At 43.6% G+C, this 16,509-nt stretch carries 14 protein-coding genes, 1 tRNA gene and 2 pseudogenes; 9 read left to right on the top strand and 8 right to left on the bottom strand.

Translation table 11 applies throughout. The annotated features are described in order from the left end of the window. Window positions 1–814 precede the first annotated feature (814 nt). Window positions 815–1,153 carry a photosystem II reaction center protein Psb28 gene (gene psb28, locus O9300_RS01770; protein WP_002758684.1) on the top strand — a complete coding sequence of 113 codons (339 nt, stop codon included), beginning with the start codon at window positions 815–817 and terminating at the stop codon, window positions 1,151–1,153. Between the two features lie 83 nt (window positions 1,154–1,236). Here the strand turns inward: psb28 and O9300_RS01765 are convergent, their stop codons facing one another. From O9300_RS01765 to O9300_RS01745, 5 genes are read right to left on the bottom strand one after another with little or no spacing between them, the layout of a single operon-like run. Beyond that, a complete protein-coding gene (locus O9300_RS01765; protein ID WP_287969688.1) occupies window positions 1,237–1,755 on the bottom strand; it encodes an FKBP-type peptidyl-prolyl cis-trans isomerase in 519 nt (172 codons plus the stop codon). A gap of 6 nt (window positions 1,756–1,761) precedes the next feature. Then, window positions 1,762–2,085 (bottom strand): phasin family protein, encoded by a 324-nt coding sequence (locus O9300_RS01760; protein ID WP_002758682.1) that lies wholly within the window; start codon window positions 2,083–2,085, stop codon window positions 1,762–1,764. Between the two features lie 14 nt (window positions 2,086–2,099). Beyond that, the gene (locus O9300_RS01755) at window positions 2,100–3,923 is read right to left on the bottom strand and encodes a phosphodiester glycosidase family protein (protein ID WP_287969686.1); all 1,824 of its coding nucleotides are present in this window, start codon (window positions 3,921–3,923) and stop codon (window positions 2,100–2,102) included. Between the two features lie 2 nt (window positions 3,924–3,925). Continuing rightward, window positions 3,926–5,467: a bifunctional pantoate--beta-alanine ligase/(d)CMP kinase gene (locus O9300_RS01750; RefSeq protein WP_287969684.1), complete on the bottom strand. Its 1,542-nt coding sequence runs from the start codon at window positions 5,465–5,467 to the stop codon at window positions 3,926–3,928. Between the two features lie 13 nt (window positions 5,468–5,480). Next, window positions 5,481–5,663, bottom strand: coding sequence for a YciI family protein (locus O9300_RS01745; RefSeq protein ID WP_287969683.1), 183 nt, complete (start codon window positions 5,661–5,663; stop codon window positions 5,481–5,483). A 237-nt stretch (window positions 5,664–5,900) separates the two neighbouring features. Here O9300_RS01745 and O9300_RS19600 point away from each other — a divergent pair. From O9300_RS19600 to O9300_RS01715, 7 genes and pseudogenes are all read left to right on the top strand, one after another. Continuing rightward, a pseudogene (locus tag O9300_RS19600) lies at window positions 5,901–6,035 on the top strand (DUF6883 domain-containing protein); the annotation flags it as partial. 3 nt (window positions 6,036–6,038) lie between these two features. Then, window positions 6,039–6,290 carry a DUF4926 domain-containing protein gene (locus tag O9300_RS01740; RefSeq protein WP_287738983.1) on the top strand — a complete coding sequence of 84 codons (252 nt, stop codon included), beginning with the start codon at window positions 6,039–6,041 and terminating at the stop codon, window positions 6,288–6,290. 295 nt (window positions 6,291–6,585) lie between these two features. After that, window positions 6,586–6,891, top strand: coding sequence for a CU044_2847 family protein (locus O9300_RS01735; RefSeq protein WP_002762380.1), 306 nt, complete (start codon window positions 6,586–6,588; stop codon window positions 6,889–6,891). A gap of 9 nt (window positions 6,892–6,900) precedes the next feature. Then, on the top strand, window positions 6,901–8,196 hold the full coding sequence (locus O9300_RS01730; RefSeq protein WP_287969681.1) for a serine protease: 1,296 nt from the start codon (window positions 6,901–6,903) through the stop codon (window positions 8,194–8,196). 381 nt (window positions 8,197–8,577) lie between these two features. Beyond that, window positions 8,578–11,244: an AAA family ATPase gene (locus O9300_RS01725; RefSeq protein ID WP_287969680.1), complete on the top strand. Its 2,667-nt coding sequence runs from the start codon at window positions 8,578–8,580 to the stop codon at window positions 11,242–11,244. Between the two features lie 454 nt (window positions 11,245–11,698). Then, window positions 11,699–12,436: an HAD family hydrolase gene (locus tag O9300_RS01720; RefSeq protein ID WP_287969678.1), complete on the top strand. Its 738-nt coding sequence runs from the start codon at window positions 11,699–11,701 to the stop codon at window positions 12,434–12,436. A gap of 85 nt (window positions 12,437–12,521) precedes the next feature. Beyond that, a tRNA-Gly gene (locus tag O9300_RS01715) sits at window positions 12,522–12,592 on the top strand. 59 nt (window positions 12,593–12,651) lie between these two features. Here O9300_RS01715 and O9300_RS01710 read toward each other — a convergent pair. Both O9300_RS01710 and O9300_RS01705 read right to left on the bottom strand, forming a co-directional pair. After that, window positions 12,652–13,077, bottom strand: a complete 426-nt coding sequence (locus O9300_RS01710; RefSeq protein WP_287730288.1) for a lysozyme inhibitor LprI family protein — start codon at window positions 13,075–13,077, stop codon at window positions 12,652–12,654. 145 nt (window positions 13,078–13,222) lie between these two features. Then, a complete protein-coding gene (locus O9300_RS01705) occupies window positions 13,223–15,460 on the bottom strand; it encodes an FdhF/YdeP family oxidoreductase (protein ID WP_287969676.1) in 2,238 nt (745 codons plus the stop codon). Between the two features lie 196 nt (window positions 15,461–15,656). On the opposite strand from O9300_RS01705, the gene O9300_RS01700 reads away from it, so the two are divergent. Beyond that, a complete protein-coding gene (locus O9300_RS01700) occupies window positions 15,657–15,956 on the top strand; it encodes a hypothetical protein (RefSeq protein ID WP_287969675.1) in 300 nt (99 codons plus the stop codon). A 32-nt stretch (window positions 15,957–15,988) separates the two neighbouring features. Here O9300_RS01700 and O9300_RS01695 read toward each other — a convergent pair. Further along, a pseudogene (locus O9300_RS01695) lies at window positions 15,989–16,502 on the bottom strand (IS1 family transposase); the annotation flags it as partial. Window positions 16,503–16,509 lie beyond the last annotated feature (7 nt).

Raw genomic sequence — 16,509 nt, 5'->3', positions numbered from 1 at the left:
ATTTTTCAAAGGTAATGGCAGAGATGGTTAATTGCCCTCACCCCCAACCCCTCTGCCAGAAGGTTGTTTTTTGGTATTTTTGAGACAGGTTGAGAGTTTCCAGCTTAAGATTTTCTTTGTTTAGGATAGACATAGTGTGCTAACAGACTTAAAAAACATTGGCTGTAAAAGATTACTTTTGCAATTAGCTTTGACAAATCTCAACCTAGTCTAGATCAGAAGCGGGAAGCAATGGCAACAATTTAATTTAGTCCGACTATGAGCATACAGCCTTTATACAAAGACTTGTGTGATTTGACGCAGTAAAAGAAGTATTTAAGGACACAAGTAAGCTAAAACACGCGTAATTAGTCAGCGCAATAAGAAGTTTTAATTGAGAAGGGACAGAACCCTGACAGGGGCTGTATTATAGAGGACATGGAAATTAACGACCGACTAGAACGCCGGAACTATTCCATCAAATTAGTTACTTCCAGAGAACCAACTTGAGCCACTTTGCACACTTTTGTCTTTTTGTCAAATTTTGTGTTAAGAAAGATGTGACACCGAATCCGTTTTTAATAGTGTGATTAACTCCCAAGTTATGGATTGTTTTTCCCTGCTCCCCGCTCCCTGCTCCCCACTCCCCACTCTCCACTCTCCTATACCTTTTAAATAGGATTTAGTATGACTAATGGATAGGCCTGCTACGAATAAGGAAAAATGATATTGGTATTGATATTTTGAGCTTATGCTGTCCCATCTGCTTTTTACTTGCGACTTGGTGTGAGATGATCTAGAAATGTGTATTTCATGACAAGGATAAAGAAAAGTAATGGCAGAAATTCAGTTTTCCAAGGGGTTAAAAGAACCTGTTGTTCCCGATATCCGCTTAAGTCGCACTAAAACGGGGGAGAAAGGATCGGCAAAATTTTATTTTGAGCAACCGACTATCCTAGGAGATCAACAAACCGAGGAAATCACGGGGATGTATCTCATTGATGAGGAAGGGGAAATCGTCACCAGGGAAGTAAAAGGCAAATTCATCAACGGTAAACCCACGGCGATCGAAGCTACGGTTATTTTCAATTCTCCCGCAGAGTGGGATCGTTTTATGCGTTTTATGGAACGTTACGGTAGCGAAAACGGTCTAGAATTTACTAAATCTTCCTGATTTGGCCCTTAGCTTTCGGCAATCTGTCAAAAAACCCGCATTCAGGATAGATGCGGGTAGAAGTGAAAAATCAGAGGAAAAACCTATTTAACTGCCAACAATTCCACATCGAAAAGTAAAGTCGCGTTGGGAGGAATTACCCCACCGGCACCCCGCGCACCATAACCCAATTCTGGGGGGATAATTAAGGTACGCTGTCCACCGACTTTCATCGATGCGACTCCTTCATCCCATCCTTTGATCACTTGACCCACTCCAATGGTAAAGGTAAAAGGTTGATTGCGATCCTTAGAACTATCGAATTTTTTGCCGTCTGTGAGAGTTCCCGTGTAGTGAACAGTCACTTTTTGACCTTTTTGGGGACTTTCTCCGGTTCCTTCCACAATATCGATGTATTTTAGTCCCGAATCGGTGGTAACTGCTTGATCTAAATCCATGGAGATGATTTCCTTATTAATACTTTGAGTGATAGCGGGTGGAGCGATTTCTGCGGCGATCGCATTGGTTTTTTCCCCTCCACCAAAGAGGGAAGCAACGATTAAAAATAAGCCACAAACCGCAATAATAGCAAAACTGAGCAAGATTTCGCGCATTGATTTCATAGTTCCCTAACGCCAGAGTTTATTCTCTAAGTCTCTCACCTGCCGTTCTAATCTATCAATCCTTCCCCGCAGTTCATCCATTTCCGATTGTCGGGGAACCCCTAAATCCTGCAAGATATTGCGGATATAGCGTTCTAAGTTATTCTCGAAGCTCCCTTGTTCAGACTTCATCTGTGTCATCAGATCATCGACAAAGTTTTTAGCCTGATCGGAATTGATTTTACCGTCTTTTACTAATTCGTCGCTCACTTCTTTGATCTTTTCTGCCACCATGGAAGTAGTACCAATACCCATCAGCAGCAATTGTTTAATCCAGTCGCTATTATCCATTGTTTTCACACCTGTCAAGGAGACGGGGATAAAAATATCCCTATTCCATTATGGACTTTTGCGGCGGTAACGGCAGAGCGATCGAGTAGATAACCCCCCAAAGTTATCCCCGTGGAACTCCCCCCATCTAGGTTTAAACCGTCCTTTGCCGACATTAACAGCAAAATTCGGGCTAATTCGCCTAAACTTGCCCCCCGTCCCCCGACACGATTATGGATAGCCACTAGCAAAATTTTTCCTTCTCGGCTGACTGCGATCGCACTGCGGGAAGCTTGTTGATTTTGGAATGCAGGACTAAATTTTTCGGCATTTCCATCCAAAACTATGCGCCCATTCTGCAATAATAGGGGGCCAGCACCTAAAATCTGAGGATAATTAGCAAAATCTCCCGGTAGGGTGACGCTATCGAGGTTGACTCTTTCACCAATATTTAAATTAATATCTGTCTTTCGGCAGATGACTAAATAGCCGTTTTCCGGTATGTTTATACTATCCTGTGGGAAAAGATTATTTAATTTCTCCGTCACGCGATCGCCTTGAACGACTAACCCGGTTTCGCGCTCGGTGAGGGGATGATAATTACTCCCCCAATCGCGAGTATAACGACTGCAGCCGGCTGTCAGGAAAGCACTATTTAACTGGGTTAGGGGAAAACGTTGTCCGGTGGCAGTAATGAGAGTTTCCTCTAAACTGAGGCGATCGATCCTGATCTGACCACGATTATCCCATGCGATCGCTCCTCGGTTTAAAATTGGTCCAGATAACCATTTGCCATCCACACGAATTGCCCCCAAAGGTAACTGATTATTACGATTAAAAAAGCCGCCATTAATCATCGCTACTGCGTTACTTTCGCTATTAATCATGATCAGGGGATTAGTGCCGCGCATTGAGGTGGAATTAGCGGTGATTGGTTTAATAGTTATCTGAGGATTTCTGGGATCGATTTCTAACCAAGTCACGGGAAACCAATCTTTGTCTAACTGGATATATTTTTGATTCCAGATTAACCCTGGTTGCCAAACAATGCGCTTTTCATCCATAGCATCGGGACGAGAATCAATGATAATTCGGGGAGGATTATCCACACTGCTGATCTGTAATCCGTAGGCAGTGGGAAGGTTAATTTTTAAACGACTGATCACCCCATTATTTTCTAAGGAAGTGATCTGAGTGGGTAAGTTATTATTGGAGTTACCTAGATCATCTTCATCGTTATTTTGATTACTGTTGCTGATAGTTTGGGGTTGAAACTTAGAGATAAGGGATTGCTGGGCATTTCCTTCTAGGGTAATCACTGCTTGATTTTTTGCCTGACTAACTTGCCAAAAGGTCGGGCGATCGAGTTGAATAATAATCCTTTGTACTGCTCCATAATTTTCTAGCTGAATATCTTGCATCTGAGGAGCAGGAAAGTTAATAGTTAAACTATCACCATTAATAGTGGTTGTTGCCCCCATTGTTAGTAAAATATCCGTAACGTCCAGCCAGCGATCGGAACCGATTAAATTAGCTGATAAAGTTTGTAAATTAAACCAGTTGATCGGTTGCTTTTTCGGATCATTTGTGCTAAGAAAATCCATGCCAAATAATTGTCTTGCTCCCGTGTCACCCATGGCGATTCTGGTACTATTTGCTGCTGTCCACTGTCGCCAAGAAACGGGCAAAGAACGACCATTAAGAATAATTTTTTTTCCCTGTTGCTGGGTTGATAAATCCCTAGCAGCTAAAGTTATTGGTGATCTGTGATCGGCTAAAGATATAGCTGGACTGCCAAGAATTATCAAGGAAGTTACCGTTAAACAGATAGATTTGATAGTAAGGGAATTTATAAGCATAATTATCCCCTTAAATCCCCTTGGTTAAGATAATAAAGAGCAATGATTTTTTCCGTGACTTCTGTAATAGTGAGATGATCGGTATTAACTTCGAGTGCGTCTGTGGCTTTTCGCAGGGGTGCTAGGGAGCGATTACTATCCAAATAATCCCTTTTTTCAATCTCTTGGGTTAATTCTGCGAGACTAATACCCCCATTTCCCTGCGCTTCTAAGTCTTTTAATCTCCTTCTCGCTCTTTCTTCGGGTGTCGCTGTCAAGAAAATCTTTAATTCCGCTTCTGGGAAAACATTAGTACCAATATCCCGACCTTCCACAACTATTCCCCCCGACATTCCCATCTGTCTTTGCAGGGTGACTAACTGCTGTCTCACCGCTTTTTGAGCGGCAATTCTGGACACTTGCGAGGTAATTGCGGGAGAGCGAATCTCTAAAGTCACATCCTGCCCGTTAATCTTCACTATAGTCACATTTTCGGGACTATCGGCCGGGATTATTTCTATCTTCGCTAAAGATAATAACTCGGCGATGGCCGCTTCTGCGGACAAATCCAGACCGGAATTCACCACTAACCATGTCACCGCGCGATACATCGCACCGGTATCGAGATAGGTTAACCCCAATTTTTCGGCTACTAAGCGCGTTACCGTCGATTTTCCTGCTCCAGCAGGTCCATCAATAGCGATAACTGCCCGACGTTGACGCAAGATAATATTATCAATTAAACGGGTTTGACCGATCGATCCAGCGATCGCTAACAGTCCCCCTGTCTCGATCTGCTCGATCGGTTGTAAACTCTGGGGATGGACTAAATCCAGATACTGAGGGCGAAATTCTAGCACTCTGTCGAGATTTTTTTGCACAATAGCCAGTAGTTTTTCCCTTTGTCTTTCCCCTAAACGAAAACTTTCGAGAGCTAATTGCAAACTTTTGACGATAATTGTCGCTTTTTCCCTTTCTGTCGCCGATAGATACTGATTGCGAGAACTAACTGCTAATCCCGATGTTTCTCGCACTGTAGCACAAGCGCGAATCTCGATCGCTAAATTTAAATCCCTGACTAATTGCCGGATAATCGCTAACTGTTGGGCATCCTTTTCGCCAAAATAGGCGATCGTCGGTGCAATAATATTAAACAACCGCGTGACAATTGTGGCTACTCCCTGAAAATGTCCCGGACGAAAAGCACCACATAACCCGCTAGTCAGAGAAATCGGGGGAACAACTGCGGTTATCTCCTCAGAATCACCAATTCCTAAAGTTTCCGCACTGGGAGCAAAAATAGCAGCAACTCCCAAAGATTCACACAATTGGCGATCGCTGTCAAGGCTGCGGGGATAGCGAGAAAAATCCTCTGTGGGGCCAAATTGTAGAGGATTAACAAAAATACTAACCACAGTCACCTCCGCTTCCGTCACTGCGCGTCGAATTAGACTAGCATGACCTTTATGGAGAGCGCCCATGGTTGGCACGAGGGCAATACTGTGATCATGGCGATAATCAGCCAAAAAAGTGCGTAAACCGGGGATTGTTGTGAATATTTGCACAGGGTTCACTCCTTTAATAGCCTATTCCACTACTATTCGCCAGGGGATGCTGCCCGATGATCGATTCGGCTGCTTCCAGGGAATCGGTTTTAAATAATAACATCCCATCGCCTCTTTCTAGCCAATAACTCGTTTTTGTCTCCCGTCCTGTCTCGGTTAACCGCTGCATATATGCTTGTTTGACAAACCGGGGCATAATTTTTTTCAGGACAATGACCGGTAAGCAACCCGACAATTATATAGATTAATGGCAAAAAAGACTTGACAAAATCCCTCGATTTGACCTATACTTTTTATTATAATGGGAATCCGTGCCGAAATATATATAAGCCTTTTTAGTCCGGACTATTTAAAAAAAAACTTTCTGCAATTACAACCCCAAAAAAACCTTGAAACAATATCAATTAATACACTTGATCGGTGAATCGAATAGGGAACCTTCGATCGAGTCGAGGGGGAATTAATCAGCAGTAATCAAGTTCCCCTATCCGTTGTCACGATTTGGCTAAAACGAAACCTAGATCATCAATTTCAATTTATCACCCTCAAACCCCGAAAGGAAAAATAAACCATGGCGCAACTATACGAAGAAGTGACCCTAGCCCGCGACGTTCCCGAATACAATCTTAAGCAGGGTGATTCGGCGATTCTTGTCGATATAGTTGCCCATCCGAAGGGGGGTGAGGAAGGATATGTTTTAGAACTATTCAACGAAGTAGAAGAATCGGTTAACGTCGTCATTGTCCCGAAATCGGCGATTCAAGAAGGGGAAAAAGAAGGTTCTTCGTTACTTGGTATGGTTCGATATAGGGGCATAAATTGACTAAATCCTGATCTGGCAAGAGACTTAATTGATTAGTTCGTTCTAGAGCGAAAACAATTGACAAAAATCGCAGTAATGTCTGTCTCTATCGGGGTTTCATTCCTTATAACCCCCTCTATTGCATAACACAAATAGATTAATACTAAAAAAGAGTTGACAAAATCCCTCGATTTGACCTATACTTTCTAGTATAATGGGAATCCGTGCCGAAATATATATAAGCCTTTTTACTTCCGCTATAAGTTTGTCCGAGAAGCAATCGAGAAAACCATAAACGGGTCATTGGAGGAGCCTTATGCCAGAATCTAGATCTGAGATTATTTCAGTTAAAGTTAAAGAAAATGTCACCATGTTAGTGGAAGCGAGAAGTTTCGGTGGTGAACGGGAAGTATCCGATCAAATATTTGACTTTCAAAGTGTGGCTGATACAATTGAGGCAGTTACTGAATCGATCGCTGCTACGATAAGTAAAGTGCAGCCCAAAAAGGCGACTGTAGAATTTGGGGTAGAAGTCAGGGTAAAATCTGGTAAACTAACCGCTTTAATTGTGGAAGGTGAAGGAAAGGGAAATTTAAAAATTACCCTAGAATGGGGAGGATAAATTGATTAAATGCTTACCCCGGAATCTCTACCCCCGTACACTGTCAGGTTAAAGTTAATCTATGGGTCAGGAACAGGCTTTTTTGTGGGACAAGGGTTAATTTTGACCTGTCTTCATGTGGTGAAAGATGCGCGGGATAATCAGGAGACTATCGAGATAATTTGGCAAGGTCAAATTTCTGGGGCTAAAATTATCCACTTGCCGAATCTAGACGAGATCGATCTGGCTCTTTTACAATTAAACTCGTCTTTAGATCACAAATATGTCGATTTTGATCACGATTTACAATTAACAGATAAATTATACACTTTTGGCTATACCAACGATTATCCGAACGGTGATCCTAGTGACTTTGAGTATATAGGTTTAACGGGGGATGAAAACCCCCTAATCAAGTTTAAATTAGGGCAAGTACAACCCGGTTTTAGTGGTTCACCTCTGTTAAATTTACGCACGGGGAAAGTGTGCGGAGTGGTGAATAAAACCAGAGATGAGTACAGTGATTTAGGAGGAAGAGCGATTCCAGTTCAGACTATTTTTAAATATTTTCCGCAATTACAACCCCAAAAAAATGCCCATAATCCTTTTAAACCCACTTCCGGAGGTATTGAAGAAATTCAGCAGATTTTTGGACGGGAACAAGAAATTAAAGATATTTTTGAGGTTTTAAATTCCGGCAGTAGTGCTGCTATTATCGGGGAAAGGGGAACGGGAAAAACCACCCTGCTTTGGGGAATTTACCATCAAGCAAGGGAGTATTTACTTAGTCATCGACAACCCTTGTATCTAAACTTAGAAGGATTAGCAGGAGATAAGGATTTTTATTATGAATTATGTAATCAGATTGGTATAGCTGCGAATTACGATAAACCGCTCAAAGGAACTAGATTAACTAGGGAATTAGAAAAACACAAAATCCTGTTATTATTGGATGTGGTAGATAATATGACTCAAAAATATTTCAGCTATCAGCTTAGAAGTCAATTAAGAGAGTTAGCCAATCGTCCCGATCCACCTTTAAGATTAGTAGTAGCGGCTAATCGTTCCCTTGATGTTTTATTTCCTGATAACAAAGGAGGTGATTCACCTTTCCAGGGAATTTGTCAACAATTTCCGATTAAATTATGGGATGAAGCTAAAATTAAAGAGTTTATTAGTCATCGTCTAAGTCAAACTGGAGTGACTTTTACTGAGGAGGAAATAAGTTCTCTTGTTAGGCACAGTCAAGGAAAGCCGCGAGAGGTGATGCAAAATTGTTTTAAACTTTATCAAACCAAAGTCAATAACTCAGCATCCCGAACTTAGGTTATAACTAAACAATAAGTTGATTTAATTTTGGGTTTGATCCTACCTTGATAAGGGGGGTGCTGAATAGTAGGGTTGATTCATGAATCAACCCTACCTTGATAAGGGGGGTTTGATCCTACCTTGATAAGGGGGGTTTGATCCCCCCTGCCCCCCTTGATAAGGGGGGTTTGATCCCCCCTACCCCCCTTGATAAGGGGGGTTTGATCCTACCTTGATAAGGGGGTTTGATCCTACCTTGATAAGGGGGTTTGATCCCCCCTACCCCCCTTGATAAGGGGGGTGCTGAATAGTAGGGTTGATTCATGAATCAACCCTACCTTGAGTAACACCTAACTACTTAATAAACCATCACCGGGTAAATAGCTAGAGATAAAAATTATGAAGGAAAGCACCGTCCCCAGAATTAATCTCGCTCCTAAACTCAAACGCGATTTATCTTTATGGAATCCCTTTGATTATCTTTTGCTGTTGTACTGGGTGTTTTATTTTCCCCAAGCAGTGCGCTGGTATGTGGAAACGAGAGGCGGCGGCGATAAATTAACAGAACAGAAAACATGGCGCGATAAAATACAATTTCTCCGCGACCATCCCGTACAATTGCGTCTAGGGATTCAGGGTCTTCTCTTAACTGTAATTACCCCTCTGATTATCTGTAGCATAATAGCAGCAAATTTAGGACTTTCTGTTGATTGGGTGGGCGTGGTGTTGGGCGTGGTGTCGGGCGTGGCGTTGGGCGTGGCGTTCGGCGGCGTGGTGTTGGGCGTGGTGCTGGGCGTGGTGCTGGGCGTGGTGTCCGGCGTGGTGTCCGGCGTGGTGTACCGCGTGTTGTACCGCGTGTTGTGGGTGGTGGTGTTGCGTGTGATGTCGGGCGACGTGGTGTCGGGCGTGGTGTGGGACGCGGTGTTGGGCGTGGTGTTGGGCGTGTTGTTGGGCGTGGTGTCGGGCGTGGTGTCGGGCGTGGTGTGGGACGCGGTGTTGGGCGTGGTGTTGGGCGTGGTGTCGAGCGTGGTGTTGGGCGTGGGGTGGCGCGTGGTGTCCGGCGGGGTGTTGGGCGTGTTGTTCGGCGTGGGGTGGGGCGTGGGGTTCGGCGTGGGGTTTATATTCGCCTTTTTCCGTCTTGATAATTGGCTAATCGGGCTTTTGGCTGGTCCCCAAGGGCGACTTTTTCCCCGTATTACCCTTCTACCGCTGCCGGGGTTAACCTCGACTCTACAACAATGGTTACAGCAAGACTGGGAAACGGCTATTAATAACCTCAATCAATACTTTCGGTACAGCTGCCAGTTTATTCCTGTCCTTGTCGCCGTTAATCGCGTTTTATCGCAATTCCCAGAGGCAGAAATTATCTATCGCGTCTCCCGTCTGGCAGAAAATCCCTCCGATTGGCAATTGTTAAAATATGCGTCCGCAAAACCGTTTTCTTTTCCTGACAGCAAAATCCGTCTAGATACCCCTGCTCGCGCCGCCGCCGCTGGTTTTTGGTATCTTCACCAACGGGACACCGAAAAAGCCGAAAAAGCCTTTGCTGTGGTACGTTCCCTCGCCTACGGGGAAGAAATGTATAGCCTCGCCCAAACTTTACACCGATTTAGTCTGGCAGCAACTCCCGATAGTATCGCTTCCCTGAAGGTTGCCCCCATTGCCGCAGAACCGTCATTACGTCCGCAAACTTGGCAAGCTATCAGCAGTTTAAATCTAGTTATCACAGAAATGGCTTTAGTCCAGAGAAGTTACTCCCAACAGGTCAGATCCCTCGCTCTTAATCGGATTATCGGGGAATTAATCGATATAGCCGACCAACAGGCGGCCAATTTACCCCCAGCAGAAAAAGAATTAATCCTTTCCATCGTCCTAAAATGGCTAAAAATTAGCGCATCCATCGCGGGAACGGTGGGAACGGTAACTATTACCCAACCGATTCCTAATCCCTACATTATCGGTGATCCGGTGATCGGTAAACGCTTTGTTGGTCGTGAGGATATCCTGCGGGAACTTCAGTCAATGTGGTCGGGAGATAACCTATCCTCCGTGGTTCTCTATGGTCATCGTCGCATGGGTAAAACTTCGATTCTACGCAATCTGGAGGCCTATCTTCCACCAAATGTCTCGGTTATCTACATTAATTTACAGCGCTTGGCCACAGTAACCAGCCTAGCCGAAGTTCTCCTGACTATGGCTGAGGAAATCGCCCAAACTTTGGCAATTGATGCCCCAGAAGAGGAAAAAATCTCCCAACATCCAGAAATGTATTTTAATCGTTATTTAGACCGTCTGATGCGCCAGATTCTGCCGGAAAAAGCTAAAACCGGTTTAATTATTGCCCTCGATGAGTTCGAGATAATTGAGGATTTAATCGAAGCGAATACCCTCCCCCAGAATTTCCTCGGCTATCTGCGTTCCCTTGTCCAGAGTAGTCCGCGTCTAGCTTTTGTTTTTGCCGGATTACATACCCTAGAGGAGATGACTGCCGATTATTTTCATCCTTTTTTTGGCAGTGTTTACCCGATTCCAGTTAGTTTCCTCTCTCCTGAATCTACTCGCGTTATCCTCGCTAATCCCGTTGGGGAAGACGAGGATTTTCCCCTAGACTATACCCCATCCGCTTTGGACAAAATTTATCAACTTACCCACGGTCAACCCTATTTAGTACAACTGATCGGCTTTCATCTGGTACGTTTTTATAATAAACAGGTCTTTGAGTTGCAACGTCCCCAAGATATTCGTTTTCAGGTGGAAGATGTGGAAAAAGCCATCGATGACGAGTTTTTCCAAAGGGGGAATTATTATTTTACGGGTGTCTGGAAACAGGCTAAACAAGATGCGGCCGGACAACAGGAAATTTTAATAGTTCTTTCTCCCCATCTGCAAGGATTAACCCGGGCAGATTTACTGTCCAGCACCGGATTAACTGACACAACTCTCGACTGGGCCCTAAAAACCCTTGAAAATCATCATGTCATCGAATGCCAAGACTCCCGTTATCGGATTGCTGTGGAATTATTCCGTCGTTGGGTATCGGAAACGAAACAAGAAACAATGACCTAAATTCTTTTGTTATATTTTTGGCTAATATCTCAGCCCAGAATGGGACTTGCTTAATAAATGTGAAATGTAGGCAAGGTAAGGGTTTTGGGGGTCTGTCTTGCGAAACAGGTGCAAGGAGAGAATCGTGCTTCAAAACCTTGCGTCTTCATCGGCCCGCGTCCTGTAGGGGCGAAGCATTCGGGCAATAACCTATCACTGAAACCGTAGATTTTCTATCCGAATGCTTCGCCCGTACTTTTTTAGCAAACCCCAAATAGGGGGGTTACAGGGCAGCACGGATTCCCACTATAACAAAATAATAGAACAAATCTGGAAATTTGTCAAGGCCTTGGCAATTTTCCGGTTAAAATTGTTTGTTGAGATGGGGTCAGGGACAAGACCCGCCCGGCCCCGACGAAAAACTTTAGTATAATCAAGAACACTGAGTATTTATTAGCTTTTCTGTCTAAGATTGATGTTAAAGGCTGTTCTGTTCGATTTTAATGGGGTGATCATCAATGATGAACCAATCCATCAAGAGTTAATCAATGAAATCTTGCTCGGGGAAAATTTGCTGCCCCTAGGGTCGGAATTTGCGGAGTTATGTCTGGGAAGAAGCGATCGCGTCTGTTTGCGTAATGTTCTCACCCGTCGCGGTCGTCAAGTAACCGAGGAGTATCTGACCAAGTTAATTAACAAAAAAGCGAGTTTATACCGAGAAAGATTAGGAAAATTAGAGAAAATTCCTATTTATGAAGAGATATACTCTTTTTTAAAACGGGTTAAGGCCAGGGATCTACAAATCGGTTTGGTGACGGGAGCAATACGCTCGGAAGTAGAATCAATCTTGCAACAGACGGGCCTTGGGGATTACTTTAGTGTCATTGTCACCGGGGATGATATCAGCACCAGTAAACCTCAACCGGATGGTTATTTACTGGCCGTAGAAAGATTCAATCGTTGGAATTTTAATCTACAGTTGCAACCCTGGGAATGTCTGGTGATTGAAGATACTTTTGTCGGTTGCGAAGCGGCAAAAAGAGCGGGAATGCAGGTGGTGGGAATCGCTCATACCTATCCCTTCCATTTTATGCAGAGAGTGTCCAACTGGGCGATCGATAATTTCTCCCAATTAGACCTCGATCGCGTGGAGAAAACTTTTAGCCAAATCGGGGAAATAACCGAGCGATCGGGATTTTTAGGCAATCTATGACCATCTAGAGGCGATTAACAAGCTGAAAATCCCTACTTGCAAAAATCGGCAATTCGTGTTATACTAACGAAAGTGCTAAGAAAATGCGGGTGTAGTTTAGTGGTAAAACCCTAGCCTTCCAAGCTAATGATAGGGGTTCGATTCCCCTCACCCGCTTAGGCTGTTGTGCAGTAAACGTCTAAGGAATTATCGGTAATATCAACGGCGATTCTGACTTAGAGATCGCTATCTTCTAAATATCTCCGCAAGTCTTTGGTACGCTGCTCGGTGACATTTGCCAAACAATTACTGTAAATCATGGGAGCTATAGAGCCTCCCTCATAGGCACTTCTTTCAAATTCGCAACTGCTGTCTCTAAACTTAATCCAAGCTTGTTGGGCAGCAATTAATTTTCGTTTGCGAGCAGCTGACAGTTTTGGCAGTAGTTGTCGATAAACTTGATTTAACTTGCGATCGGCGTTTTGATAAGCGATGCTGGCACAAATGTTCATTTCGCTTTGAGTCTGGGGATTGTTACAGTTAGGATTTTGAGCTAGTTGCAAGTTTGTCGCTGCAGATGTGGGACTTGCAATGCTAGGGGTAGCCATCCCGACAGCAAACAAACTCGCTATGCTTAATACGGTTAGTAAAAACTTACCCATGGATACTTATTTTAATGACGGTAAGAAGAAGATAACAGAAATGCGATCAAACCGACCATAGCTTTTTCATTCTGCTCGATTCGTTGGTTGGCTTGGTTAACCCTATTTCATTATTTCCAAAAAAGAAAATTAGAGGAGTTGATAACTAAAAAACCCAGACGGGAACTCTTTTATAAGCAGGAGTCCCACAGCGAGGATCGATTTTAGCTTTGAATAAAACATTGGTTTCGGGATAGAACATAAAGCCAACACCTTCGCGAATCGGACCGAAAATAAGTTCGATATTTTCTAATTTGCCGGCATCTCCTTGGACGGTGACTCGTTGATGTTCTTGAAAGCCCGCTTTTTTGGCATCTTCGACGTTCATTAATAAACAATGACGGTGGGGCATTCCCCGGTATTTATCGCCCACTTGATAAACGACGGTATTATGTTGTCCATAACTGCGTCCTGTTCCGAGAATCAGGGTAATTCCGGGGGCATTTTCCGGTTGGTTGAAATCTTGCTTTTGCGGCGCTTTTAAAGTGGGTAAAGGGGTGACAGACATTTGCGCTTTTCCGGTTGAGGTCGGAAAATGGGGTTCGGTAAAAATCCTTCCACTAATGGTAAATTCTGTTTGGGTTTGATCTAATTGCCCGATTTTTTGATAACCCGGAATCGTTTTGGCGATTAACTGACGAATATAGGCGGTGTCGTCTAATCTCGACCAATCAATCGGGTTTGTGCCTAAAACTTTGACGGCAATGTTGGTTAATAGTTCTACTTCCGAGATGACATCCACATCGGAACCCTGTAGATGACTGCTTCCCCGCTCGTTAAAACGGACAAAATTATTGCCCGATTCGGTTGTTGTCGGGTGAGGATTTTCAAAACGAGCGAAGACGGGTAAAATTACCGTATTTTGTCGGGCTAATCCCTGAAAATGTCCTAAATTTGGCTTAGTAGCTACATAAAAAATCGTATCAATTTGAGCTAAGGCTTTTTTGGCTTGATTTAAATCTGGATTTGCCCCATAAAGATTACCTCCCAAACAGAAAAGAGTGTTAATTTTTCCCCGTTCGGCAGCTTCAATTAATGCCCTGGTATCATAACCGCCAGTTATATTTAATGGCTTTCCTAAAAGTTGAGAAAGTGCCTCGGCGATTTCCCGACGTAATTTCACCGTAACGCCCATAGAACCGAAGCCCTGTACATTAGAATGACCTCTGATTGGCATGGTTCCGGCTCCGATTTTGCCGGCATTACCCGTGAGTAAGGCCGTGTTAGCGATACTGATGATATTATCGACACCATTTTCCTGTTGTGTAACCCCCATCGCCCAAGCGAAAACCACTCGCTCTAAATTGCCGAAAAGGGCGGCGGTTGCTTCAATTTCTTCTCGGGATAAACCGCAGGTTTTAGTAATAGTTTCCCAGGGTATTTGTCGGGCGTAATCTATAACAGATTGCCAATTTTCTGTATGGGATTCGAGATAATCCCAGCGGACTAAATTTTGTTCGATCAAAGATTTTTGTAATCCGACGAATAGGGCGGTATCGCTACCCGGAATCGGCTGTAGGTAGAGAGTAGAAATATCGGAACCGCCCCGCAATAAAGATTTAATCGGAAAAGCGGGCGAGGAGAATTTGACCAATCCGACTTCAATTTGCGGGTTAATAATAATAATTTTACCGCCGCGATCACGAATTTGAATTAATTCATTCATCAGGCGAGGATGATTAGCGGGGGCGTTAGAACCGATCAATACCACACAATCGGCTTGTTTTAAACTTTCCAGACTGACCATTGAAGTCCCGGAGCCGAAAACCTGTTTTAATCCTACCGTCGAGGCGGCATGACAGAGATCGGAACAATCGGCTAAATTATTACTTCCTAATGCCCGGAAAAACAATTGTAAGAGATAGGCGGCTTCATTAGAAGAACGTCCAGAACTATAGGAGGCAATAGTCTCGGACGGTTGGCGAAAAGCTTGTTCGGCTAATCGATACACTTCTTCCCAACTAATACGTTGATAGTGACTTTCTCCGGCTTTTAAGAGGACGGGATAACTAAAACGACCCAAGCGGTCGCATTCTAAGGAGGTTAAGGACTGTAATTGAGCGAGATGATAGGTTTGAAAAAAATCGGTTTTAATACCGGGCATTAATTCGGAAGTAATCGCCTCCACACTTTTGAGACAACGTTGCAGACTTTCCCCCGCTTCGTTGACAAAACCGCCTTTTTGTCCCCCCGTTCCCCAAGCGCAAGCTAAACAGGCACTTTTATGATTTAAGGTTTGCCAGAGTTTAATCCCTTGAGGAGAGAGGGTTTTTTCTGCCCAATATTGCAATACGGGAAAACCCCCGCCCGCTTCAATTTTGTCCGATGTTTCCCGTTCTTTCATCGCTTTTTCTCCCGATTTTTTCTCAAATCCCTCCGATAGGGAGAGTGTACCCAGTACAGTTTAGTTTATCACCATTTTTCAAAAAGTGCATCGGCAAAGGATAAACGACCGGGCAAGCTACGGTTAGTTGTTGACAATATCCTATGATTGTGACTTTATCAGACTAGGGAGAGATCTATTAAAAATGATAATTCCAATGGATGAAAATGAAGACTTTCAACATTTAGAAGAGATGATCGCCAATCTCCAAGTAAAACAGAAACAGATTCTGAAAGGGATGTTAGATTATCCGATTCAAATCGATTCGGCAATTCGGATACTTTCCGATCCGTCTCGGCAATTGGTTATAACTCATAATAATATCAGAGTAAGAGCATCTCAATTAGGCTTGACAAAAGGCTCTCAGCACAGCCATCATATAGTTGTTATCCGTGGCCGCCCGTTTACTTTTTTGTGCCATACTACGTCGGTAAGTCGATTGGTGGTGATTCGGTAGTAGTGATGGCGGCTTAATCCTTTGCTTTGCTGTGCATTGTAGTCATGGATAAAATACCAAAGGGTTCCCCAACGTGATTCTCCATTTTTTTAGAGAAAGATAGACTCTCTCTCACCAGCCGAGAAATCCTTTGTCGAAAGGTATTATTTAATCTTTCAATAGGATTAGTTTGACCAGTTTCTTTACCTACTGCCCGATGACGTTTCCTAGGAATTACTGTCTTATAGGACTCCCAAAAGTCTGTGTAAGCAACCGCGCATTGTCGGTAAACACCGGGTAAACTGGCCCCAAAGTTTTTTGGCTGATTGACGACTCCTATCTCCGCGCATAGCAACCAATAATTTCTCTTGTCTTTCTATCAATTAACCGCCAAATATAAACCTTTATCCTCTTAGAAAAAAACCAAGACCACATCTCATCACATTCTCTAACCAATTTACCTTTTGGTTTGTCCGAAACCTTTATTTGACGGGGGACAGCCGCCAGTTTATTGTTGACATAGTTTTGTAACCATGACCAACTTACCCCTGTTACTCTAGCAATTCCTCGTCAG

Source organism: Microcystis sp. LE19-195.1E (assembly GCF_027532095.1).
GTDB lineage: Bacteria > Cyanobacteriota > Cyanobacteriia > Cyanobacteriales > Microcystaceae > Microcystis > Microcystis aeruginosa.
The sequence above is the reverse complement of the archived record's forward strand: the minus strand, read 5'-3'. Positions and strand labels throughout refer to the sequence as shown.

Coding starts and splice junctions, on each gene's coding strand:
- O9300_RS01745 (WP_287969683.1), bottom strand. CDS start 5,663: ATGCCCCGGTTTGTCAAACAAGCATATATGCAGCGGTTAACCGAGACA.
- O9300_RS01720 (WP_287969678.1), top strand. CDS start 11,699: ATGTTAAAGGCTGTTCTGTTCGATTTTAATGGGGTGATCATCAATGAT.
- O9300_RS01760 (WP_002758682.1), bottom strand. CDS start 2,085: ATGGATAATAGCGACTGGATTAAACAATTGCTGCTGATGGGTATTGGT.
- O9300_RS01740 (WP_287738983.1), top strand. CDS start 6,039: ATGGCGCAACTATACGAAGAAGTGACCCTAGCCCGCGACGTTCCCGAA.
- O9300_RS01700 (WP_287969675.1), top strand. CDS start 15,657: ATGGATGAAAATGAAGACTTTCAACATTTAGAAGAGATGATCGCCAAT.
- O9300_RS01710 (WP_287730288.1), bottom strand. CDS start 13,077: ATGGGTAAGTTTTTACTAACCGTATTAAGCATAGCGAGTTTGTTTGCT.
- O9300_RS01755 (WP_287969686.1), bottom strand. CDS start 3,923: ATGCTTATAAATTCCCTTACTATCAAATCTATCTGTTTAACGGTAACT.
- O9300_RS01725 (WP_287969680.1), top strand. CDS start 8,578: ATGAAGGAAAGCACCGTCCCCAGAATTAATCTCGCTCCTAAACTCAAA.
- O9300_RS01735 (WP_002762380.1), top strand. CDS start 6,586: ATGCCAGAATCTAGATCTGAGATTATTTCAGTTAAAGTTAAAGAAAAT.
- O9300_RS01705 (WP_287969676.1), bottom strand. CDS start 15,460: ATGAAAGAACGGGAAACATCGGACAAAATTGAAGCGGGCGGGGGTTTT.
- O9300_RS01730 (WP_287969681.1), top strand. CDS start 6,901: ATGCTTACCCCGGAATCTCTACCCCCGTACACTGTCAGGTTAAAGTTA.
- psb28 (WP_002758684.1), top strand. CDS start 815: ATGGCAGAAATTCAGTTTTCCAAGGGGTTAAAAGAACCTGTTGTTCCC.
- O9300_RS01765 (WP_287969688.1), bottom strand. CDS start 1,755: ATGAAATCAATGCGCGAAATCTTGCTCAGTTTTGCTATTATTGCGGTT.